This window comes from Fibrobacter sp. UWB16 (assembly GCF_900215325.1).
Lineage (GTDB): Bacteria > Fibrobacterota > Fibrobacteria > Fibrobacterales > Fibrobacteraceae > Fibrobacter.
This window is the reverse complement of the sequence record NZ_OCMS01000001.1, coordinates 1,156,564-1,177,326: the sequence shown is the minus strand read 5'-3', so window position 1 is coordinate 1,177,326 and position 20,763 is coordinate 1,156,564. Positions and strand designations below refer to the sequence as shown.

The following is a 20,763-nucleotide window of genomic DNA, read 5'->3' as shown; positions in this document are numbered from 1 at the left end:
TGTTGGATGGCTAGTTGAAATGTATCACCACTGGTGACCAAATTAATCTGCTTGATATCTGAATACAAATTTCAACACTTTATCTGTTGTTTTTTGTTCGTATTTTTTTGTAGTTTATCCCTACAAATTATTTAAGGAGTACACATTATGAGAAAATTGATTCTTCCTATTGCTGCCATTGCTATGGCTTCGTTTGTAGCCTGTAGCGACGACAGTTCTCCCAACGCTCCGGCCGCAGGCCCGAAACAGGATACGCTCCCGGCGAGTGTTGATAAGTTCTTTGATCTGGATAACAACTACACTTGTTCCCAGACTGTGAACAAGTGCGCAACTGTCGCTGTCACGGATTATTCTGAATTGGCTCAATGCAATGGCGCTCAGTGGGATATGCAGACTTTGGGCAATCCTGTGGCGGGTTGCGAAAATGCAGCTCCGGCCACGAATCCTCCTGCAACTGATACGCCTGCTACAGGCACGCCCACTACTGATACTCCGGCAATGGGCGCGATGGTCTCTTGCGATGTCCCGGGTGTCTTTGGCGAATGCCTTGAATATCCGGCAGGCAGTGCAGAAGCGGCGGCGATAGAAGCCCAGTGTGTGAGTGTGATGATGGGGACTCTCGGCACGGGTTGCGCAAAGTAATCTAAATCCTTAGAATGGATGGAAAAGTCGGCCGTAGGGTCGGCTTTTTTTATATCTTATCATCAAACCTAGGGAAACGAAAATGATCGGTTTTAGAAAAAATTTGGCGATGAAGGTCACTATCTTTGTTGTGTCTGCGGTTCTCGCGGCAGGGGCATCCGAAGATATTAAAATCGTTAAAATCAACGATGATAATTTTGAAAAGGAAATTCTGCATTCCAAGAAGCCTGTGATTCTTGAAGTCTCGTCAACGAGCTGCCCACCGTGCCTTGTCATGATTCCGACGCTTATCGGTATTGCGAAAAATTACAGCGATATCAAGATTGCGTCTATCGGGATTGACGAGCCTAATATCGAGAAAATCAAGAATACGCTCCCGATTCAGGCGTTTCCGACGTTCTTTTTCATCAAGGACGGTCGCATTATCAACCAGCGCGTGGGCGTCGTCAAGGAGCCTGAACTTCTGAGCGCTTTGGATTACACCCCAAAGCCAAGTGCTGCGCAAAAGGCGAAGAACAAATCGAAAAAGAAGAATGCGCACAAGAATCTTGTCTGCAAGGTTGATGGCCAGTTCAATGGACTCAAGAATCTTGTGACGATTTCGTTTGTGTTCGGCGATTCAGAAATTGAGAATGTCGATATCGTGACGGATGTGTTTGTGCCGCCGGAACAGTTTGACAAGCGCGACCAAATGATGGAACATATCCGTGCAAGTGGCAAGGGCGAGGTGACCCCGACGATGACGGGTTTCCAGATGCATATCGACAACGATTGCCGGTTTATGAAGGCTATGGACATGAAGCGCACTTCGACTTACGGCGAAATGCGCGCTGGGCTTGAATTGCAAGGTTTTACTTGCAAGTAGTTTTGTCATTCCGACAATAAAAACGCTCAAATTGCTGTGAAATGCCCCCTTTATGGGGGTATTTTTTATTGTGGTAAAAAGGATGTGGTATGAAAAACAAATTTCTCTTTTTATTTTTGGCGGTTTCTGCTTCTCAGGCCGCGGTGAATCTGGGTGTAAGTCTTGGCGATAGCATCAAGCCGGTGACGCATGTGGCGACGGGCTCGCTTTATGGCCTTACTGAGAGTCTTCCGAGCAATATCGAGCGTGATGTCGCCCCACTCAAGCCGAACGTGTTCCTTTCTCCGGCGCGCAGCGGTAACGGTCGCCAACAGCCGATTGGTGGGGCTTTCCTTGTGGCTCCCCGTGTCGAAAGCATTGGTGCGAAAATTCAGATTCGCCTTGCTGACGTTTTGCCGGGATGGCCGTACAAGTTCCAGAATATGGATCACTGGAAAAATGAAGTAAAATCGGTCATCAACGACAAGCTTAAATCAAACAACAAGAATTTTGACGGTTACGAAATCTGGAACGAGCCGAATGACACTTGGAAATCGAATATCGACTTCAATTCCGGTCTCTGGAAACAGACTTACGATTTGATTCGGCAGATGGACCCTGGTGCAAAGATTATCGGCCCTTCGTACTCATTCTACCACGCTTCGCAAATGGAAGCGTTTATCAAGTATTGTGCACAGAATAACTGCTTGCCCGATGTCGTGAGCTGGCACCAGTGGGGGAGTGGTGGCTTTGTTGGAGCTGTCGAAACCTACCGCGCGCTTGAAAAAAAGTATAACGTGACTCCGCGTCCGCTGAGCATCAACGAATATTCTTCGACGGAGCATTCCGAAGAAGGTTGCCCGGGTTTGTCGGTGCCGTTTATTGCAAAGTTTGAACGTCATGGCGTCGAAAGCGCAATGATTTCCTGGTGGTTTGTGCCGCTTCCAGGTCGTTTGGGGAGCCTTCTCACCAAGGACAATGAACGTGGTGGCGGCTGGTGGCTTTATAAGTGGTATGGCGACATGAGCGGTTACATGGCTAAAGTGACCCCGCCGAACGACAAGAGCGATGGCGTGGACGGTTTTGCCGCTCTCGACAAGAAGAAGGGCTTTGCAAGTATCGTGCTTGGCGGCAACACCAAGGGCGATGTGAATGTGAATATTTCGGGCATCCCTGCAGAATTTGGCAGTCAGGTAAATGTCTCTGTTGAATATGTTGTATGGGAAAATAAGGACAAGGCGGTTCCTTCGACCACGACTGTATCAAATAAGGATTACGATGTTAGTGGCGGAAAGATTACGGTGCCTGTAAATATCACGAATACAAAGTATGGCTATCGTGTGTATATCACGCCGATTATTCCGCAAGCCCCTTACAAGGATACGGCTATGGAGATTCCTGGTAAAGTCGAAGTCGAAAATTACGATGTAGGCGGTTCGGGCAAGGCTTATCTTGATTTGGATGATGACAACAAGGGTGGTGAATATCGCGAAGACGCTGTTGATATCGTGAAGGCCGGCAATGGCTATGCCGTTGGTTACACGCAAGAGGGCGAATGGCTTGAGTACACTGTGAAAGTTGCTGAAAAAGAAGATTATGCGGTTTCAGTCCGCTATGCGACTTCTTCGGAAAATACGGGCATGAAGCTGTATGTCGATGGCAAGGTCGCCTTGGACAATGTCGCGTTCCCGCAAGGCGCGGACTGGGAAACGTATTCGACGGTCGCTGCCGGGAAGGTGAGTCTTTCGGCGGGCGAACATGTGCTCAAGCTTGAAATTGTCGGAAACTACGTCAATATCGACTGGCTGAACTTTGAAAGCGAAAAGACGATTGCGATTGGAAAGCCTGCGATGCACGCTGTTCTGCATGAGGCTAGTTATGATGTGTTCGATATGCAAGGTCGCCTTGTTGCAAAATTGAAGGCGTTCGGCTCCGAAAGTTTGCGCTCAAAAATTTCAGCTACGGTGAAGCGCCCTGGAACCTACATTGCAAAGCCTCAAACGGGCGGAAAAATGTTGCGAATTTCGGTGAAATAGGTTAAAAACTTTATTTGCTAAAGTTTGTTTAAAACTTGCGCCAAAAAGCCGGTTCCTTATGGAGCCGGCTTCTTTGTAGGAGTCTATGAGGAGTCTATGAATTTTTCAAAATGTGCTGTAGCAAGGCGGTACAGCCTTCGTTGACGTCTTGCCAGGTGGTGTCGAAATCGCCTGTGTACCAGGGATCTGCAACGTCGCAGTTTTTGCCCGCCCAATCCATGAGGAGTGAAACTTTGTGAGCTCGGGAATCACGCGCATCTTGTTTCTGTGCAGGTTCTCGGGCTTCTTGATGCTGTGCGAGTTCTCGTTCGTAAATGTCACGGGGTAAAATCCAACGGAGATTCCGCAGGTTATTTTGATCCATGAGCACGATGTAGTCGTAATGATTGTAGTCGGCGATGGTCATCTGGCGTGCCGTTTTCCCGCTGCAGTCGATGCCATGACTGGCGAGCATGCGTCTTGCGGGCGGGTACACCGGATTTCCGATTTCTTCGGTGCTTGTCGCTGCAGATGCTATCTCGAAGTCTGCGGCGGTTAACGCTGTGTTCGTCGTGACTTGTTTTGCGGACGAACTAATGTCGCGTACCAACTTTTTCATTACAAATTCTGCCATCGGGCTACGGCAAATGTTCCCGTGACATACGAACAAGATTTTTATCATGCGTCTTTCCTAAGGCTTTCCAAGATTTTGTAAAGCGTGCAGTAAAGCGACTTTGCTTCGTCTTCTGACAAATTTACACAACTTGCCATGGACTTAGGAACGCTCGCTGCTTTGTGCTGCAACTTTTCACCTTCATCGGTCAGGCTTACAGAAAGGCAACGCTCATCACTTGCTTCGCGGGTTCGCGTGATGTAGCCTTTGCTCTCGAGCTTTTTCAGGAGCGGTGTGAGCGTTCCCGAATCGAGGTAGAGCTTTTGTCCGAGTTCAGTGACGTTGCACTTTTTCTCTTCCCACAGCACGAGCATCACGATGTACTGCGTGTAGGTGAGGTCGAGCGGCTCCAGGAATGGCGCGTAACGACGCGTGATTTCCTTGGATACTGCATACAACGGAAAGCATAGTTGATTTTCAAGTTTTAGTTGAGGACAAATCATTGCACCTCCTAAAGTAGCTTTTCAACGCAAGAACGTACGTCCTCCATTTTGGCAGTGGGTTCAAAACGGGCGACAACGTTGCCTGCGCGGTCGATGACGAACTTTGTGAAGTTCCACTTGATATCAGGATTGTTCTTGTAATCCTTGTCGATCTTCTTCAGAAGCATGGCCATTGCTGCCGCCTTGACGCTGAATCCGAAACCTTCAAAGCCTATTTTGGATTTCAGGTAGGTGTAAAGCGGGAGCTCGTTGGGGCCGTTCACGTCAGACTTTTTCATCTGCGGGAAGGTGGTGCCGTACTTGAGCGTACAGAATTCATGGATTTCTTCGTCAGAGCCTGGGGTCTGGTTCATGAACTGGTTGCACGGAATGTCGATGACTTCGAAGCCCTTGTCGTGGAAGTCCGTGTACATCTGTTCAATCGGCTTGTAGTGCGGGGTGAATCCGCAACCGGTTGCCGTGTTCACGATGAGCATGACTTCGCCCTTGAATTTTGAGAGCGGAACTTCGTTGCCTTTACCGTCGGTAAGTGTGAAGTCGTAGATTGTCATATTTTTTCTCCATATACACTGTTTTGTTTTGTACAATTAAATTTTATAAAATTTAATTTAAAAAGTCAATAGTTGGCGGAAAAAAGTAAGTTATAATTTGGTTTTTATGTGATTTTCCGCAAATGGAATGTCATCCTGACTGCAAAGAAAACCTGCATTTTCGTCATCCCGAGCGTAGCGAGAGATCCAGTTAAGTCTAGAAAGCGTTTAAATTTTTTACTGGATTCTTCGCCATAAATGGCTCAGAATGACGCTGTGGACATTGCTTTTTCTACATTTTACACCATGAAATCTATAGAAGTTGTCGCGGGTGTTATCACGGATGGCGGGTGCATTTTTGCCACGCAACGTGGGTATGGCGACCAAAAAGATGGCTGGGAATTTCCGGGCGGCAAGATGGAACCGGGTGAAACTCCGGAACAGGCGCTCGTTCGCGAACTTCAGGAAGAGCTTGCTGTTAAGGTAAATGTTGGCGAAAAAATTTGCACTGTGGAATACGATTACCCGAAATTTCACCTGACGATGCATTGCTTTTATTGCTCGCTCGCTGCAGGCTGCAAGCCGAAACTCCTGGAACATGAAGACGCCAAATGGCTTGACCGTGAAAATCTAAACACAGTCAACTGGCTCCCCGCTGACGTGGAAGTCGTAAAGCATCTTTTGTAGAGTCATCCCGGATTTATTCCGGGATCGCCATCTTGTCTAGCTTTCCTTAATGAGACTTCTCGCGAGCTCGGTCCCTTCGAGGAGTTCGCCTAAGAATTCGCAGTAGGGCGTCGGAATCCCGTGAGCCTTCCCGAGCTTAGTGATGGTTCCGCAGAAATACGCGTTCTCCGTTTTGCGTCCGGCCTCGATATCCTGCAGCATGGAACACTTGCCGAGCGGCGTGTAGTTGCATGTGAGTCGCAGGTTTTCTTCTAGGTCGTCGTTTGTAAGCGCAAAGCCTTCGGCGTTTGCTACTTGAATGACTTCGTTCCCGATTTTACGCACAAGCGATTGCATCACCGGGAAATTGAAACCCGCAAATGTCGAACGGCAAATGGCTCCGATTGAATTGAACACCGTGTTCATCAAGAGTTTTTTCCACATTTCCAAGCGGATGTTTTCTGGAATCTTGTGCACGATGTGCGCTGTTTCAAAAAGCTGGTGGATGGCTTCGATACGTTCGGAACGGTGGTTGTCTTTTTCGCCAAAGAGAATGATGCCTCGGCCAGCGCAGTCAATGTTCCCGTGCTTGTTGATGGACTGCAAATTGACGATGAATCCGTACAACGTCTTTTCAGTACCGTAAACGCGTTCGATTTCTGTTTCGGAATGCACTCCGTTCAAAAGCGAAAGTAACGCTGTGTTCGGTCCGACTGCATTTTTCGCTTCTGCTAGCGCTTCGTTGAATTGCAAATTCTTGGTCGCAAAAATCACAAGGTCAACGACCGGGACTTCGTCCGGCGTGACAAAGTTGAAGTCCGCCTTTTTCCCGTTGATGACGATTCCGCTTGCTTGGTATCGCGCCTTGCGTTCGGCGTCCATCACGCAATAAAGCTTGTTCCCGAGAACGCTCAAGAGCTGTTCTGCTACAACGGCGCCGACAGCCCCGAGACCCACAACTGCAACTGTTTCAATCTGCTTCATGGTGAGAAATATATCAAATTCTAGAGCGTTTGACGGTGAGGGTGAAGCCCGCGCGGTGGCGGGCATGACAGACTTGAATGTGGGCGGCAACTGAAAAACGGGTTTGATTTTATTCGGCTACAGCGGTAAACAGGGGGTGCAAATTTTTTTTGGCGGTTTTGGGCGCGAGCGATTTATATTTATGGTATGAAAAATTTGAAGTTTGCGATTCTTGGGTGCGGTCATATTGCGACAAAGATGGCCGCTGCTGTAAAAACTTTGGAAAATCAGGGGATGGGCGTAGAATGCTACGCCGTGGCATCCCGCGATTTGGAAAAGGCGACTGCTTTTGCTAAGGAATATGGCTTTGAAAAAGCGTATGGCAGTTACGAGGAACTTGTTGCGGATTCCGCAATCGATTTGATTTATATTGCGACACCGCATTCGCATCATCATGAATTTGCAAAACTTTGTATTGAACATGGCCGAAATATCTTGGTTGAGAAGGCTTTTACGGCGAATGCAAAACTCGCCTCTGAAGTGATTTCCCTAGCGCATGATAAGGGCGTTTTCTTGTGCGAGGCGATGTGGACGCGATTCTTGCCTGCGCTAGAGACGATTCGTAGCTGGATTCGCGACGGTCGCATTGGAAATGTTGAATCGGTTGAAGCTGATTTCTCGATGAAACTTAGCGATAGGGACCGTATGCATGACCCTGCGCTTGCGGGCGGAGCTCTTTTGGATATCGGCATTTATAGCCTTACGTTTGCGGACTTGTTCCTCGGCGAGCGTATTGATGCTGATGGAAAAGTTGTTCGCAACGGAATTACATCGATGGATAGCAAATGCGTCAAGTTCAAGACGGGCGTGGATGCGAGCGACTGGATAAATCTCACGTACGAAAACGGCCAAAAAGCATATCTTAAGACATCAATGGTCTCGCCGACGCATAACGAGGGCGTGATTTACGGAACGGCTGGGCAAATCCGTGTGCAGAACTTGAATGATATGGTGAAACTGGAATTGCTTGATGATGCCGGAAATGTTGTTGAAACTGTTGAACCTCCGCGCCTCTGCAACTGTTACGAATACGAAGTTCTCGCATGCAAGGAAGCGATTGAAAATCCCGCGCAATTCCGGCACGAAATTTGCGACGGCCCGGCGTACTCCGTCGTTTGGGAGCGCCCGGAAATGACGCATGCCAAAACGATGGAATTCATGACGCTCATGGACAAGATTCGCGAGCAGTTTGGCGTGAGTTACACGTTTGAAATTTCTCCAGGTGAAACGTGGAATCGTAACGGCGACAAGTCTATTTTGCAAGTGTTCGATATCGAAACTGGCGAAGCAAAAGTTCTCAAGGAATTCGACTGCGTGATTGAAGCGCCGAACTGGAGTGCAGACGGAACATTCCTTACGTACAATAGCAATGGTCGCATTTTCAAGTATGCGCTTGCAACAGGCGAGGTGGCAAAAATCGAAAGTCATTATGTGGACAACTGCAATAACGACCACGTTCTTGATCCGGATGGTAGTGGCGTTTACGTGAGCCACCACACCAAAGAAGACGGCCTTTCCCGCATTTACAAGATTTATTTTGATGGCCGCGAACCGCGATTGGTGACGCCCCTTGCGCCAAGCTATTTGCATGGAATCACGCCGGACGGAAAAACGCTTGCGTACTGTGCCGAACGCAACGGCTCGTATGACATTTACACAATTCCGGCGGCGGGCGGTAACGAAACTCGCCTCACGACTGCTTTCGGGTTGAATGATGGCCCCGAGTATGATTGCAATGGCGAATATATTTGGTTTAATTCTGAGCGCTCTGGACGCATGCAGGCATTCTGCATGAAGGCGGATGGCTCTGAACAAACGCAGATGACGCATGACTTGCATTGGAATACCTGGTTCCCGCATATTTCGCCGGACCGTCAAAAGGTTGTGATGGTGGCGTACACAGAAACGGATGTGCGCCCGGGCGAACATGTGCCTAACAAAAATGTTGAACTCCGCTTGATGCGCCGCGCACTCCCTGTAGAATCGAATTGCGCATCCCCTGCAGATTCTTGGTCTGCACCGCAAACGATTCTTAAACTCTTCGGCGGTCAAGGAACTATCAATGTCAATTCCTGGGCTCCCGACAGCAAACGCTTTGCTTTTGTCAGTTACGTTCACGGCAACGATTCATCCAACTAACGCCCCTCCTCGGAACGGAAACGCACTTACAAAAACACAAAAAGCCCTCACGAATACTCGTGAGGGACTTTTACGTTAAATGAATTGTTTTATCGAGACTTGACTGGATCCTTCGCTACGCTCAGGATGACGAGAGAACGCGACTATTACACGTTCTTCACACAGCGGATCGAGAGAGCGTCGGATCTGTACACGCCTTCGATATCAACGGAATTGTTGGTAATGCTCAGGCGGAATGCATTAGCCTTGCCGTATTCATCCTTGCTCCAGAAACGGGCGCGTCTGCTGAAATGGCAGAAGTTGCCGTTGTCAAAGCGGTAACCCGCCGGGAGCGCAAAGAATCCGAACGTATCCTTGCCCTTGTTCTTCCACATGAATTTGCCGCGCAACTCACCACCATCGGACTTTGCGTCAAGATTGCTGAGGAGCTGTTCCCATTCCTTGTTGCTCGGAATATGCCAACCTTCTGGGGCAATGCCCTTGTAGTTCTTGTCCTTGATTTTGTTGTACATCTCGATGTCTTTTGCCGGAGATTGTTCAACGTATTCATCAGGAATGTCAAGAGCCTTTGTCCATGTGTACAAACGACCGAACTTTGCAACGTTCGATTCATCGTTGTTCGGAGCGTAGCTACCTTCGGTCTTGAAACGCAGGTTTTCTGCCATCCAGACCTGGTTTCCGATTTGAATGGTGCGGTACGTTTCGCCATCGCGGGCGTCCGTGAATGTTCCGTACTTGAACTTGGCTTCGTTTTCCTTGATGCAGTCGTCGTAAGGCGTGTTGTTCAAAGCTTCTGGCGCGTTCTGCTTGGTTTCTTTGCTGATTCTACGCCCTAGTGCGTATGCAGCGACGACGATGACAATGAGAACAAAGATATTGAATATGATGAATGAAATATGCATATGAACCTCCGTATGTTTAATGTATAATCTTTTTTGATGAAACTGATAACTTTAACTTATATTATTAAAAGGGAAAAATCAAAGTTGTTATAAATATATTTGCGGCTAGGATGATAAAATTCATCGGAAGGCCTATTTTGACAAAATCTGTAAAATGGTAACCGCCCGGGCCGTAAACGAGCATGTGGGTGGGGGAGCCAATCGGGGTAGCAAAACTACTGCTTGCGGCGATCATGAGTGCGATACAGAATGTGAGCTGGTTCACGCCAAGGGCGCTCGCGGCGCTCAATGCAATGGGGCAGAACAATGCTGCGGCTGCCGTGTTGCTGATAAATTCGGTGATGAAGGTTGCGACAACGCACATGATGGCGAGCGTGATGTAGGGGTTGCTTCCGCTCACGCTCAAAATGCTGTTTGCGATTTTTGAGGCGACACCGGTGATTTCAAGCGCTTTGCCAAGGCAAATGCTTCCTGCAAAAACGATGATGATTTCCCAGTTGATGGCGTTCATTGCTTGCGTGCTTGAACAGCAACGGAAAAGGATCATGGCTGCGGCAGCGAGTAAGCAAGACGAAAGTAACGGCATTATGTTAAATGCCGAAAGGAGCACCATGGCAATCATGATGGCTGCGGAAATAATGGTTTTCTTTCCAAATTTTTTTCCGACGGCTGCGTTTTCAATGATGCCTTCCAGATGCTCGTTTTTCAAGTTGAGGTTGTTGCAAATCCACTGGAGTTGCTCCGCCTTGCCCGATACGATGATGTGGTCTGCGCCCATGATGATGGAATCGGGGGTAGCAACTTCGACTTCGTTATCGAAACGGCGGATGGCGAGAATGCCGTTCTTGTCTTTCTCGAAACCGCGCGGATTGCTGTCGTAGATTTCTCGCAAAGTCATGCCGATAAAGTTATGCTTTGAGGGCACGCAGAGTTCGAGTGTCATTTCGTCATCGCTGAGCCCGCTTAACGGGGACTTGCGTTCGGGGAGGAGCTTCTGCAGTGCGATGACAGACAAAATGCCAACCGCGAGGCAGAATAGCCCGCAAATCGTTGTCGTGAAAATCCCGAGATGGATGCCGGTCGCGTCGGTGTAGAGCCCTGAAATAATGAGGTTTGGCGGAGTTCCGATCAAGGTGCAGATGCCGCCCATTCCAGATGCGTAACTGAGCGGGATCAAAAGCTTGGACGGCGAAATGCCGAGCTTTTTGGACCAAATCTTCACGATGTTGATGAACAAGGCAACGATGGTCGTGTTGGTGAGGAGGGAACTTAAAAGGGCGACGGGGAGCATGAGGCGCGTGATGGCTCCCGTGAGAGTTTTTGGGGTGCCCATCAGGTGCTTGACAATCCAGTTCAAAACGCCTGTCTGATTGAGACCTGCAATGACTGCGAAAAGGACGCCAATGACGAGGACGGATGGTGCACAGAATCCACCAAAAGCACCCTTGACGTCAAGAACGCCACTTATATATAGTGCGGCCATGGCGGCGACAAAGATGAGGTCGGTGCGCAATTTTGAAAACATCATGGATGCAAATAGGGCAAGGATTACAGCTATTGTAAACCACGCATTCCCCGAGAGTCCCAATAGTTCAAAAGAAAGTAAACCTTGTAACATTCTTCCCTCCATTGGGGAAATCTATAATAATATTACAAGGATTTCAAACGGCTAATTATTTCAAATTGGAATGATTTCGGGGCTTTTAACCCCTGCTGGTGGCGATTCTCTTGATGATGCGGACGACTGTTTCCATGCCTTCGACGGTTACGTGTTCGAAGGGGCCGTGGTAGCCGTAGCCGCCCGTGCCGAGATTTGGGCAGGGGAGTCCCATAAAGCTGAGCTTGGCGCCGTCGGTGCCGCCGCGCACAGGGTCGCTTACCGGTGTGATGTTTTCGGCGGCGATGGCTGTGCGGGCGCGTTCAAGGACTTCGGGCGTTTTTTCAATAATCTGCAGCATGTTGCTGTAGGAATGCTTGAGCTCGAGCTCAACGGTGCCTTCGCCGAATTTTTCGTTAAACTTTTTGGCGATTTCGCGTAGGAATTCCTGGCGTTCTTCAAATCGCGTCTGGTCGTGGTCGCGGACGATGTAGCTGAGTGTCGCTTCGGTCACGTCGCCTTGCATGTCGGTCAGGTGGTAGAATCCTTCGCGGCCTTCGGTGGTGGCGGGTGTTTCGTTTTCGGGGAGCGCCATCGCAATTTCGACGGCCATGAGGCTTGCGTTCTTCATGATGCCCTTGGCTTCGCCGGGATGCACTCCCTTGCCGTGAATCTTGAAGGTCGCGCTTGCGGCGTTGAAGTTCTCGTAAGCGATGTCGCCTTCGTATCCGCCGTCGACGGTGTAGGCGTATTTTGCCGTGAAATAGCTCAAGTCCAGACGGTCGGCGCCGCGTCCGATTTCTTCGTCTGGAGTGAAGCAGACCCAGATGTCTCCGTGGCCTGAGAGGTTCTCGTAACCGCGGCTTTCAGCGTGGCGGTCGATTTCGATGAGCTCTTCCATGGCGGTCACGATTTCGGCGATGCCAGCCTTGTCGTCGGCGCCGAGGAGCGTTGTGCCGTCGGTCGTGATGAGCGTGCGGCCCTTGAGCCATTTGAGCGTGGGGAAGTCTTCGACCTTGAGCACAGCTCCCGAGCCCTTGAGGGGTACATCTTCACCATCGTAATCTTCGATGATTTGCGGTTTTGGATTCACGCCCGAAAAGTCCGGTGACGTGTCCATGTGGCTAATGAATCCAATAGGCGTGTCGCTTTCGCGGCCTTCGGTGGCGGGCAGGAGTCCGTAGACGTAGCCGTTCTCATCCATCTTCACTTGTGAAAGCCCAATTTGTTCAAGTTCCTCGGTCAAGAACTTGGCGAGTTCAAGTTGTTGCTTGGTGCTCGGGCAACTTTCGCTCTCTTCGTCGGAGGTGGTGGTGAAGCTCACGTATTTTAAAAAGCGGTCTTGAACTTTCATTTTGTGCCTGCTATTAAAAAAATCAAAATAAATTACACTGTTGTTACGCAATTAAATTTATCTTTTTTAACGTAATTGGGAACACGATAGTGGATAAAGTTTCAAAAAAAACGAGTGCCAAGAAAAGGGTGGCTAAAAGGCGCAGGGCTCGCAAGCCGATGACCCGCTCGCAGATGATGCAGGCGGTCCATTCGGAGGATACAAAGCCCGAGATGATTGTGCGCAAGGCGCTTTTTGAGGCTGGGTTCCGCTATCGGCTTCACCGTCGGGATTTGCCGGGGACGCCGGATATTTTCGTACAAAGGTATGGGGTTGCGATTTTTGTGAACGGGTGTTTCTGGCACCAGCACGGTTGCAAGCTCACGAGCCGTCCGAAGTCGAATTCTGCATTTTGGAACGACAAGTTTGACCGCAACATTGTGCGCGATATTAAAACGCAACATGAACTTTCGCTCTTGGGGTATCGCGTGGCGATTGTCTGGGAGTGCTCCTTGCGGGCGGAAGGTGTTGCCGATGCGGGGAATATGGGGGCAGCCCTCACGTTGGAGCGCTTAATTGATTTTATCAAGAGCGATGACGAGACAATTGAGCTGTAAAATTGTAGTTTAGAATAGTAATTTTTGGGAGCTTTTGAGAAGGAGAATTTATGACTATTGAAGAGGCTGTTTTAGCACGACATTCTGTGCGTAGGTATGCTTCGACGCCTTTGACTAAGGAGCAAGTCGAAGAATTGCAGTCGCGGATTCGTCGGTTGAATGAAAATTTTGCACTCCACATGCAGCTTGTTTTAAATGACGATGTGGCATTTAGCGGTCGCTTGGCGCATTACGGCTCGTTTCGAAATGTGAAAAATTACATTGCGATTGCGGGGCAAAAGTCTGTGGCGGGGTGCGAAGCTTCGCTCGATGAACGCGTGGGGTATGCGACGGCGGATATTGTGCTTTTGGCGCAGATGATTGGGCTCAATACTTGCGTGGTCGGGCTTACGTTCAAGAAGACTCCGACGATTGAAATTGACGATGGCGAAAAGCTGGAACTCGTGATTGCGATTGGCAATGGCGAGACGCAGGGCGTGCAGCACCCGATGAAGCCTGTGACGCGAATCGCGCCGGATTACGATAAATCTCCCGACTGGTTCAAGAAGGGGATTGACTATGTGATGCTTGCGCCGTCGGCTTTGAACCAGTTCAAGGCTAAATTTAGCGTTGATGAAAGTGGCCGTGTTTTTGCAAAGCCGCGTTTGGGCTTTTTTAGCAAGGTCGATCTTGGAATTTTCAAGTATTTCTTTGAAATTGGCTCTGGCAAGGAAATTTTCCGCCGTTCCATGCAAACTTTGCGCAGTTCAGACACGATTTAAAAATTTTTAAATTTTATGGTAACACTTTTGAATACCTCCGGTGTTACATAAACGTGAAAAGCCTAGAACCCTTAAAAAAAGCAGGATTTGCAAAGATTTACGAGAAGTACGCGCCTATGGTCTATAGGCGCTGCCTGCAACTTCTTCGCGATGACGCTGAAGCTAGCGACCTCATGCAAGATGTTTTTTTGCGGATTTACTCTGCATCGGAACGTCTGGATATGGAGTCGCCGAGCAGCCTTTTGTGGAATACGGCAACAAGACTTTGCCTCAACCGCATTCGTGACAAGCGCCGTCGTGGACTTGACGTAGATTCTTCTAGCCTGCTTTTGAGCATCGCCTGTGCCGAAGACGAGCATGACGATTACGAAACGAAAAATGTGCTGGCAAAGCTCTTTTCTAAGGAACCCGAATCTAGCCGCACAATGGCAGTCCTCCATTTTGTCGATGGAATGACGCTCGAAGAGACTGCCCGTGAAGTGGGGCTCTCGGTAAGCGGTGTGCGCAAGCGTTTGCGCGGGTTACAGGCCAAAGTTAAAACTCTGGAGGTTCAGTGATGATTCCCGATTGGAAATTAGAACGATTCCTGACTGGCGACTTGCCGGAAGAAGAAATGAGTAAGCTTCGCGAGCTTGAAGCGAATGATGCGGTATTTGCAAATCGCGTAAAAATGCTCCGTGAAGACAACAAGGCGATTTTGAGCAAGTTGCCGTTTGAAACGCTTGCCGAACGAATCGCCGATGCAACGGATGTTGCTGAGGAAGGTCGCGCGAATCTTGGAACGGGTGCCGCCGGGAATGCTGCGAAAAATGCTGCAAAAAATGCTGCGAAAAATGCGGTGCGCTTCACGCTCGTGAAATTTGCGGCTGCGGCGATGTTCGTTTTTGCAGTTGCATTGGTGGCGTTCTTTGCCCAAAGCGAAACTTCCGTGATGAACGAACGCGTGGGTAGCGATGTTGCTAATGTTAATGGCTCGCAAAATACGCAGGTTGCTCTTGCCGAAACCCAGTCTGATACGCGAATCAAGGGACTTGACGCCCGCATGGAAGTCTGGAAGAAGACGCCTGTCGGGATTGTCCAGCTGAACGATCTTGATTCTGTCGGCGAAGGTGATGAAATTCAGTTGCGCTATGCCGTTCCTGAAAAATGCTTTGGACTCCTTTTTAGCATGGACGGCAATGGCGCTCTGACTCTCCACATGGGCGATGGCGTGAAGGCGATTGAACTTGCTCCGGGCAAGATGAATTCTCTCCCGTTTGCGTACAAGCTTGATGATGCTCCGTACTTTGAAAAGTTCTTCTTCGTGACTTCTCCCAAGGAGTTTGCGGTTGAAGAAAATGATGTCGATAAGTTGCTTAAGAGAAGCGACGTGAAGGTGATTGGTTTTACTCTCAAGAAGGCGGGTAAATAATGTTTATGATTTCGAATAAGGCTTTTGGGGTGTTGTCTGGTTTGTCTTTTGCGTTTATGCTCATTTTGTTGGTTCTTGCATCTAATGCGAATGCCGCAAATGCGACGACAGAGGGCCGTATCAATCGCTACGTTGTGGCCGTGAGTGCCAATAACGGTGGTGCTGGCCGTCCAATGCTTCGCTATGCGGAAAGTGATGCCCGTTCGTTTGCCAAAGTGCTTAAGGAAATGGGTGGCGTGCTTCCGCAGAACGTGATACTCGTGAAGGAACCGTCTGTTGTTGCTTTGCAAAAGGAATTTGCGAATCTCGATGCAAAAATTTTGCAGGATAAAGCGTCTAACGGCCGCGACGAAGTGCTTGTCTATTACAGCGGTCACGCCGACGAAAAGGGTCTCCGTTTGGGCGAAGAAACGTATGCCTGGAAGGACTTGCGCAATCGCATTGACGCGCTCAGTGCCGATGTAAAGATTGCAGTGATTGATGCTTGCGGTTCTGGTGCAATTACCCGCGTGAAAGGTGGTAAGGCGGTGCCTGCTTTTATGGTCGATCAGAGCAGTGACATGAAGGGCTATGCGTTTATCACGAGCAGCACGCAAGATGAATCTAGCCAGGAAAGCGATAAACTCAAGGGCTCGTTCTTTACGCATTCGCTTGTGAGCGGTCTCCGTGGCGCAGGCGACTTGAGCAACGATGGCCGCGTGACGCTCTCGGAAGCGTACCAGTTTGCATTTAACGAAACGCTCCAGAAAACGGAAACAACGCTGGGTGGCGCTCAGCATCCGAGCCGCGACATGAATCTTGCGGGTACGGGTGACGTGGTGATGACCGATTTGCGTGCAACAAGCGCAGGCCTCGATTTGGACGAAAGCGTGGGTGGTCGCCTTTACATTCGCGATGCTGATGGCGAACTCGTCGCAGAACTCAATAAAAAGCAGGGACATGCGATGAGCCTTGGCCTCCCGGCCGGTAACTACACGGTGAATCTCCAGCAGAAGATGGATTACATGGGTGCAACGGTTGCTTTGGTGAACGGCAAACGCGAAAAGATTTCGATTAGCAATTTCAAGAGTGTTATGGCTGAACAGACGGTGTTCCGCGGTGAAATTGGCGGCAATAGAAGTTGCCCGGGCGGCGATACGATTGCTTGCTCGCTTGATTCCCTGGATCATAACGGTAAGTTCCGTACGACGTTTAACTTCGTGGATACGGATAGCGATCCGCGTAAGGGCTTGCAGTTGGGCTTGTTTGTCGCTCGCACGAAGGATTACATGCTGGGTACGCAAGTGAGCTTGATTGCGAACATTGCCCAAAAGGAAATGCACGGTTTGCAGGCAACAACGATAGCGAACGTGGCAAAAGATCATTTTGAAGGCGCTCAGCTTTCTTCTGTGGCTAACTACGCAGGGTCTTTTGATGGAGCGCAGGTTAGTTCTACCGTAAATATTTCTAAGGACAAATCTTCGGGTGCACAGATTGGTATTGTGAATATAGCGGTCGATACGCTTAATGGTTTGCAGGTCTCTGCCGGTGTGAACTATGCGAAGGCTACGGATTTGCAGGTGACTGCAGGCGTGAATGTTGCACAAACTACAAAAAGCCAAGCGGTTGCTGGTGTCAATTATGCGACAAAGTCGAAAGTTCAGGTGGCTGCGGGGGTAAATGCTTCTCACGTTAACGAAAAGGTGCAAATTGGTGTTGTCAACTATGCCACGAATGAAAAGGGTCGCCAGTGGGGTATTGTCAATATCTGTGCGCATTGCGAAAAGTCTCCGGTGGGTATCGTCAATATTATCGGAAACGGCGTATGGAGCGCAACCCCTTACATGAACGAAATGGGTGCACTTGGAGGATCCCTTCATTTGGGTACTGCCTACTTCTATACCAACATTGAATGGGCGACATTCTTCAAGAAAGGGCATATCTTTAAGGAATTCGAAAAGTTCTATGAACACGGTGTGGGTGTTGGTACCCAGTTCGGAAAGTACGGTAGCCATTGGGAATTGGAATACACCTTCTTCAACGTCTACGATAAATTTGGAGTGGACGAAGATGATTGGAAGTCTGGATACCACCATCGCGGTCGCGTCGGCTATGTTTATCAGGTGTTCCCAGGTTTCGGCCTCTCGGTGGGTGGCACGCTGAACTTGACGAGCGAGGGCTATCTGAACAAGTTGTTGCTCAAGCCGCTTGGCGATTATCACGATGACGTGAGCTACAAAGACCATAAAGGTCGCTGGTGGCCGGGATTCTACGCAGGCCTTACCGTCGGACGATTCTAGTTACTTTGTCATCCCCGATGCCTGTCCTCGCGCCTGTCCTCGCTTGACGGGGATAATCGGGAATCTCCTATTATCTGCTGTCATGCCCGCCATCGCGCGGGCATTTCCTATAATAGTTTGTCATGCCCGCCACTGAGCTCTTTGATCACTTAGTGCTTTGACGCTTTGCGTCAGCATCTTCGGCTCAATCATGACAGTCTGCAAGCAGCCTGTCGCGACACTCGCCTTGAATGCAACTAGCACTTATGTGATCATGATCCGCGTATGGGGAGGGCATCTCCTTTTATATGAAAAATTTGGGTTTACTATAAATTTTTAAATTTCTCTATTATGTGGTAACACTTTTTGTACCTTGAGGTGTTCCATTGGGGAAAGGAACCGAAATTGTAATGAATTTTATGCTGCGAATTGTTGTTTTTTTGTCGATGATGGTTGCGTTTGCCGCAGCCCACGAAAGTATTATCTTCAATGGAATTGTTCAGGATGACTCGTTTGAAGCTCACGAAAAGCTGAATGTTGAAATTCTTGAAACGGGCGAGGCTTTGCAGACGACCGTGGGGACGCCTTTTAGCGTTGTTCTCCCTGCCGATACGCTTTGGAACATTTGCGTGACGAATTCGGATACTTCTGGTGCCGAGAAGGAAAAATGTTATGAACTCCTGTATTTCGGTAACGATAGCTCATTCAGCAAAACGCTTGGCCCCGACGCAGTCACGGTTGAAGAAACGATTTCGAACGGAGGTGCGGGTGCCATTGTGAGTGACGCGCAAGCGGAGTCGAAGGATTCAGTGAAGTCTTCGTCGGATTCCTCCGATGTTGATGTAGAAAAGCTTCTTGCTTCGGGCGGCACAAATTCCAAGGTGACCGAACTCAAAAAAGTCGTGGTGCAGTTGCGTCGTCGCCCCAAACGCAAGCCGGGTGAATCAGTCGTTTCCGCAAAGTCCATCAAGCGCATGCCGGGCCTTGCTGAAGCCGATGTCATCAAGAGCATTCAGGCGCTCCCGGGCGTTGTCGCAAGTTCCGATTTTAGTTCCAAGATTTATGTGCGCGGCGGCGCTGCCGACCAGAATCTCTTCTTGTTCGATAACGCTGTCGTTTATTCTCCAGTGCATTTCTTTGGACTTTTCAGCACGTTTCTCGTTGAAGGCATTGACGATGTACAGTTCTACAAGAGCGGGTTCCCGGCGCAGTATGGCAACCGCTTAAGCTCTGTGCTCAAAATGGAAGGTCGCGCGGGTGGCCAGGATTCTGTCGAAGAATGGTTTAGCAAGTCGAGTGTCAAAATCAGTACGTTTGCAGCACAGCTCCATACCGAAGGCCATAAAGGTCCAGCGCGTTGGGTGCTTGCAGGTCGTACAACTTACATCGGCTACATTCTCGACTTGTGCAATGCGATTGGCCTCTTGGATTTGGATCTGGATTATGAATTCACGGATTTGCAGGGAACGTTTATGTACGATTTCTCCAAAGATACGCGAATGAAACTCAGTTTTTATATTGGCAAGGATAAACTTGAATTCGACCCGCTTTATATGGACTGGGGCAATGTTGCCATTCCGCTTGGCATTTACCACCGCATTGATGGTGACTGGGAATACAATGCCACATTTGCCTATAGCCAGTTCTATCAGACGATGAAGGTGAGCGACTTGATGTCGATTGAAATGCTCCTTTACACGTTTGCAGGTAAGCAATGGCTGAATTATCGCGGTATCGATAAGCACACGTTTACGTTTGGCTACGAGTTGGAATACGTTTATGAACGTTATCAGGAAAAGATGGCGTCCATTGGTGTGGCCGATATCGAAGAGGCTTTCCACCATGTAGCCTATGCGCAGGATGCTTGGAAAATTTCGCCAGATTTGTTATTGCAATATGGTTTGCGTTTCAATTATCAATCGGCTGCGGAACATTTCGGCATTGAACCGCGTGCATCGCTAACGATTAATCTTGACGATACGAAATCTTTAGAACTTTATGGCGGCTATTATTTGCAGTACATGAATTCAATCGTCTATACCGATCAGGAAACGTTAAACGAATTCTATTACCCGGCAACGACAACGACGAGTGGCAAGCATATCAAGCCGGCTTCATCGTGGCTCTTTGCTGCGGAATATAGCCAACGCGATCTTTTTGAAGGTTATGATTTTACCGCAGGCGTTTATTATAAAACTCAAAATAACTTGAACACGTTTGCTATGAAATCAGACACGAGTGATAATTCTTCTAAGAGTCTTGTGCTGGCAGATAATTTTGGCACGGCGGATGGCTATTCTTTCGGTTATGAACTTTCGTTGCGTAAAGATAAAGGCTGGTGGTTTGGTGGAATCAACTGGAGCCAAAGTATAAGTGTTGCTCGAGCCAATGATGGATCCAAACCTTATTTCCCGAGTTGGCATCAGCCCTATGCGTTGAAGATGGATTTGGGCATTAACTGGAAAGGTGACGAAGATGCTTTATGGCAACACAAGAAAAAGGGTCGCTATTTCCGTTCATCGCTTGCTCTCAAGTATTCATCGGGCATGCCGATTAGCGAATACAAGGGATATTATTTGCAACAGGAAATCGGATCGCAAAAATATTCTGATGAAGTTGTCGTGCTACCAGGAAGCCGCAATGCGGGACGCCAGACGGATTATTTCAGAATTGACTTGAAAGCGATTGATATCGGTCGCGAAGGCAAGTGGAATTTCAGCTGGACAATTATCAACTTGACCGATCACGACAACATGTTCTTTACGTTCTACGATACGCGCAAGAACCCGCCGAAAAAGACTTCGATTTCTCAGTTCCCCTTTTTACCGATTATGCTGAATTATGAATACTACTTTTAGACGAGAGACAACGAGAGAATGTCATCCTGAAGCCTGTAGGGCTGAAGGATC

General features: G+C 48.8%; 18 protein-coding genes and 1 pseudogene. 12 read left to right on the top strand and 7 right to left on the bottom strand.

What is annotated here, in order from left to right; genetic code table 11:
* Positions 1 to 147: 147 nt before the first annotated feature.
* The 3 genes from CRN95_RS04820 to CRN95_RS04810 all read left to right on the top strand — a co-directional run bounded on the left by CRN95_RS04820 (position 148) and on the right by CRN95_RS04810 (position 3,522).
* Positions 148 to 642, top strand: a complete 495-nt coding sequence (locus CRN95_RS04820) for a hypothetical protein (protein ID WP_097020229.1) — start codon at positions 148 to 150, stop codon at positions 640 to 642.
* Between the two features lie 82 nt (positions 643 to 724).
* Positions 725 to 1,507 carry a co-chaperone YbbN gene (locus CRN95_RS04815; protein ID WP_097020228.1) on the top strand — a complete coding sequence of 261 codons (783 nt, stop codon included), beginning with the start codon at positions 725 to 727 and terminating at the stop codon, positions 1,505 to 1,507.
* Between the two features lie 89 nt (positions 1,508 to 1,596).
* Positions 1,597 to 3,522 (top strand): cellulase family glycosylhydrolase, encoded by a 1,926-nt coding sequence (locus CRN95_RS04810; RefSeq protein ID WP_097020227.1) that lies wholly within the window; start codon positions 1,597 to 1,599, stop codon positions 3,520 to 3,522.
* Between the two features lie 94 nt (positions 3,523 to 3,616).
* On the opposite strand, the gene CRN95_RS04805 is transcribed toward CRN95_RS04810, so the two are convergent.
* From CRN95_RS04805 to CRN95_RS04795, 3 genes are read right to left on the bottom strand one after another with little or no spacing between them, the layout of a single operon-like run.
* Entirely contained in the window at positions 3,617 to 4,183 is a 567-nt protein-coding gene (locus tag CRN95_RS04805; RefSeq protein WP_097020226.1) for a low molecular weight protein-tyrosine-phosphatase, read from the bottom strand.
* On the bottom strand, positions 4,180 to 4,617 hold the full coding sequence (locus CRN95_RS04800; RefSeq protein WP_097020225.1) for a MarR family winged helix-turn-helix transcriptional regulator: 438 nt from the start codon (positions 4,615 to 4,617) through the stop codon (positions 4,180 to 4,182). The genes CRN95_RS04805 and CRN95_RS04800 overlap by 4 nt, the downstream gene beginning before the upstream one ends.
* A gap of 8 nt (positions 4,618 to 4,625) precedes the next feature.
* Positions 4,626 to 5,168 (bottom strand): glutathione peroxidase, encoded by a 543-nt coding sequence (locus CRN95_RS04795; protein ID WP_097020224.1) that lies wholly within the window; start codon positions 5,166 to 5,168, stop codon positions 4,626 to 4,628.
* Between the two features lie 285 nt (positions 5,169 to 5,453).
* Between CRN95_RS04795 and CRN95_RS04790 the strand changes: the two genes are divergently transcribed.
* On the top strand, positions 5,454 to 5,834 hold the full coding sequence (locus CRN95_RS04790; RefSeq protein ID WP_097020302.1) for a (deoxy)nucleoside triphosphate pyrophosphohydrolase: 381 nt from the start codon (positions 5,454 to 5,456) through the stop codon (positions 5,832 to 5,834).
* Between the two features lie 36 nt (positions 5,835 to 5,870).
* Here CRN95_RS04790 and CRN95_RS04785 read toward each other — a convergent pair whose 3' ends face one another.
* Positions 5,871 to 6,797 carry a ketopantoate reductase family protein gene (locus CRN95_RS04785; protein WP_097020223.1) on the bottom strand — a complete coding sequence of 309 codons (927 nt, stop codon included), beginning with the start codon at positions 6,795 to 6,797 and terminating at the stop codon, positions 5,871 to 5,873.
* A gap of 186 nt (positions 6,798 to 6,983) precedes the next feature.
* On the opposite strand from CRN95_RS04785, the pseudogene CRN95_RS15140 reads away from it, so the two are divergent.
* Both CRN95_RS15140 and CRN95_RS15135 read left to right on the top strand, forming a co-directional pair.
* Positions 6,984 to 7,340, top strand: a pseudogene (locus CRN95_RS15140) (Gfo/Idh/MocA family protein); the annotation flags it as partial.
* Positions 7,341 to 8,030: 690 nt separating this feature from the next.
* Positions 8,031 to 8,975 (top strand): transporter, encoded by a 945-nt coding sequence (locus CRN95_RS15135; RefSeq protein WP_369832964.1) that lies wholly within the window; start codon positions 8,031 to 8,033, stop codon positions 8,973 to 8,975.
* Positions 8,976 to 9,121: 146 nt separating this feature from the next.
* Here CRN95_RS15135 and CRN95_RS04775 read toward each other — a convergent pair whose 3' ends face one another.
* From CRN95_RS04775 to pepT, 3 genes are all read right to left on the bottom strand, one after another.
* Entirely contained in the window at positions 9,122 to 9,877 is a 756-nt protein-coding gene (locus CRN95_RS04775) for a fibrobacter succinogenes major paralogous domain-containing protein (protein WP_097020221.1), read from the bottom strand.
* A gap of 64 nt (positions 9,878 to 9,941) precedes the next feature.
* Positions 9,942 to 11,405: an SLC13 family permease gene (locus CRN95_RS04770; RefSeq protein ID WP_235002881.1), complete on the bottom strand. Its 1,464-nt coding sequence runs from the start codon at positions 11,403 to 11,405 to the stop codon at positions 9,942 to 9,944.
* A 175-nt stretch (positions 11,406 to 11,580) separates the two neighbouring features.
* Complete coding sequence (pepT, locus tag CRN95_RS04765) at positions 11,581 to 12,828, bottom strand: peptidase T (protein WP_097020219.1); 1,248 nt, start codon at positions 12,826 to 12,828, stop codon at positions 11,581 to 11,583.
* 128 nt (positions 12,829 to 12,956) lie between these two features.
* On the opposite strand from pepT, the gene CRN95_RS04760 reads away from it, so the two are divergent.
* The 6 genes from CRN95_RS04760 (at position 12,957) to CRN95_RS04735 (ending at position 20,712) form a co-directional block, all read left to right on the top strand.
* Positions 12,957 to 13,424: a very short patch repair endonuclease gene (locus CRN95_RS04760; protein WP_235002880.1), complete on the top strand. Its 468-nt coding sequence runs from the start codon at positions 12,957 to 12,959 to the stop codon at positions 13,422 to 13,424.
* Between the two features lie 50 nt (positions 13,425 to 13,474).
* The gene (locus CRN95_RS04755; RefSeq protein ID WP_097020217.1) at positions 13,475 to 14,185 is read left to right on the top strand and encodes a nitroreductase family protein; all 711 of its coding nucleotides are present in this window, start codon (positions 13,475 to 13,477) and stop codon (positions 14,183 to 14,185) included.
* A gap of 53 nt (positions 14,186 to 14,238) precedes the next feature.
* Positions 14,239 to 14,742, top strand: a complete 504-nt coding sequence (locus CRN95_RS04750) for an RNA polymerase sigma factor (RefSeq protein ID WP_097020216.1) — start codon at positions 14,239 to 14,241, stop codon at positions 14,740 to 14,742.
* Positions 14,742 to 15,596: a hypothetical protein gene (locus tag CRN95_RS04745; RefSeq protein WP_097020215.1), complete on the top strand. Its 855-nt coding sequence runs from the start codon at positions 14,742 to 14,744 to the stop codon at positions 15,594 to 15,596. Before CRN95_RS04750 ends, CRN95_RS04745 begins: the two co-directional genes overlap by 1 nt.
* 5 nt (positions 15,597 to 15,601) lie before the next feature.
* Entirely contained in the window at positions 15,602 to 17,875 is a 2,274-nt protein-coding gene (locus CRN95_RS04740) for a caspase family protein (RefSeq protein WP_159462273.1), read from the top strand.
* 425 nt (positions 17,876 to 18,300) lie between these two features.
* Positions 18,301 to 20,712: a TonB-dependent siderophore receptor gene (locus tag CRN95_RS04735; RefSeq protein ID WP_235002878.1), complete on the top strand. Its 2,412-nt coding sequence runs from the start codon at positions 18,301 to 18,303 to the stop codon at positions 20,710 to 20,712.
* Positions 20,713 to 20,763 lie beyond the last annotated feature (51 nt).

Coding starts and splice junctions, on each gene's coding strand:
- CRN95_RS04820 (WP_097020229.1), top strand. CDS start 148: ATGAGAAAATTGATTCTTCCTATTGCTGCCATTGCTATGGCTTCGTTT.
- CRN95_RS04815 (WP_097020228.1), top strand. CDS start 725: ATGATCGGTTTTAGAAAAAATTTGGCGATGAAGGTCACTATCTTTGTT.
- CRN95_RS04810 (WP_097020227.1), top strand. CDS start 1,597: ATGAAAAACAAATTTCTCTTTTTATTTTTGGCGGTTTCTGCTTCTCAG.
- CRN95_RS04805 (WP_097020226.1), bottom strand. CDS start 4,183: ATGATAAAAATCTTGTTCGTATGTCACGGGAACATTTGCCGTAGCCCG.
- CRN95_RS04800 (WP_097020225.1), bottom strand. CDS start 4,617: ATGATTTGTCCTCAACTAAAACTTGAAAATCAACTATGCTTTCCGTTG.
- CRN95_RS04795 (WP_097020224.1), bottom strand. CDS start 5,168: ATGACAATCTACGACTTCACACTTACCGACGGTAAAGGCAACGAAGTT.
- CRN95_RS04790 (WP_097020302.1), top strand. CDS start 5,454: ATGAAATCTATAGAAGTTGTCGCGGGTGTTATCACGGATGGCGGGTGC.
- CRN95_RS04785 (WP_097020223.1), bottom strand. CDS start 6,797: ATGAAGCAGATTGAAACAGTTGCAGTTGTGGGTCTCGGGGCTGTCGGC.
- CRN95_RS04775 (WP_097020221.1), bottom strand. CDS start 9,877: ATGCATATTTCATTCATCATATTCAATATCTTTGTTCTCATTGTCATC.
- CRN95_RS04770 (WP_235002881.1), bottom strand. CDS start 11,405: ATGATGTTTTCAAAATTGCGCACCGACCTCATCTTTGTCGCCGCCATG.
- pepT (WP_097020219.1), bottom strand. CDS start 12,828: ATGAAAGTTCAAGACCGCTTTTTAAAATACGTGAGCTTCACCACCACC.
- CRN95_RS04755 (WP_097020217.1), top strand. CDS start 13,475: ATGACTATTGAAGAGGCTGTTTTAGCACGACATTCTGTGCGTAGGTAT.
- CRN95_RS04745 (WP_097020215.1), top strand. CDS start 14,742: ATGATTCCCGATTGGAAATTAGAACGATTCCTGACTGGCGACTTGCCG.
- CRN95_RS04740 (WP_159462273.1), top strand. CDS start 15,602: ATGATTTCGAATAAGGCTTTTGGGGTGTTGTCTGGTTTGTCTTTTGCG.
- CRN95_RS04735 (WP_235002878.1), top strand. CDS start 18,301: ATGATGGTTGCGTTTGCCGCAGCCCACGAAAGTATTATCTTCAATGGA.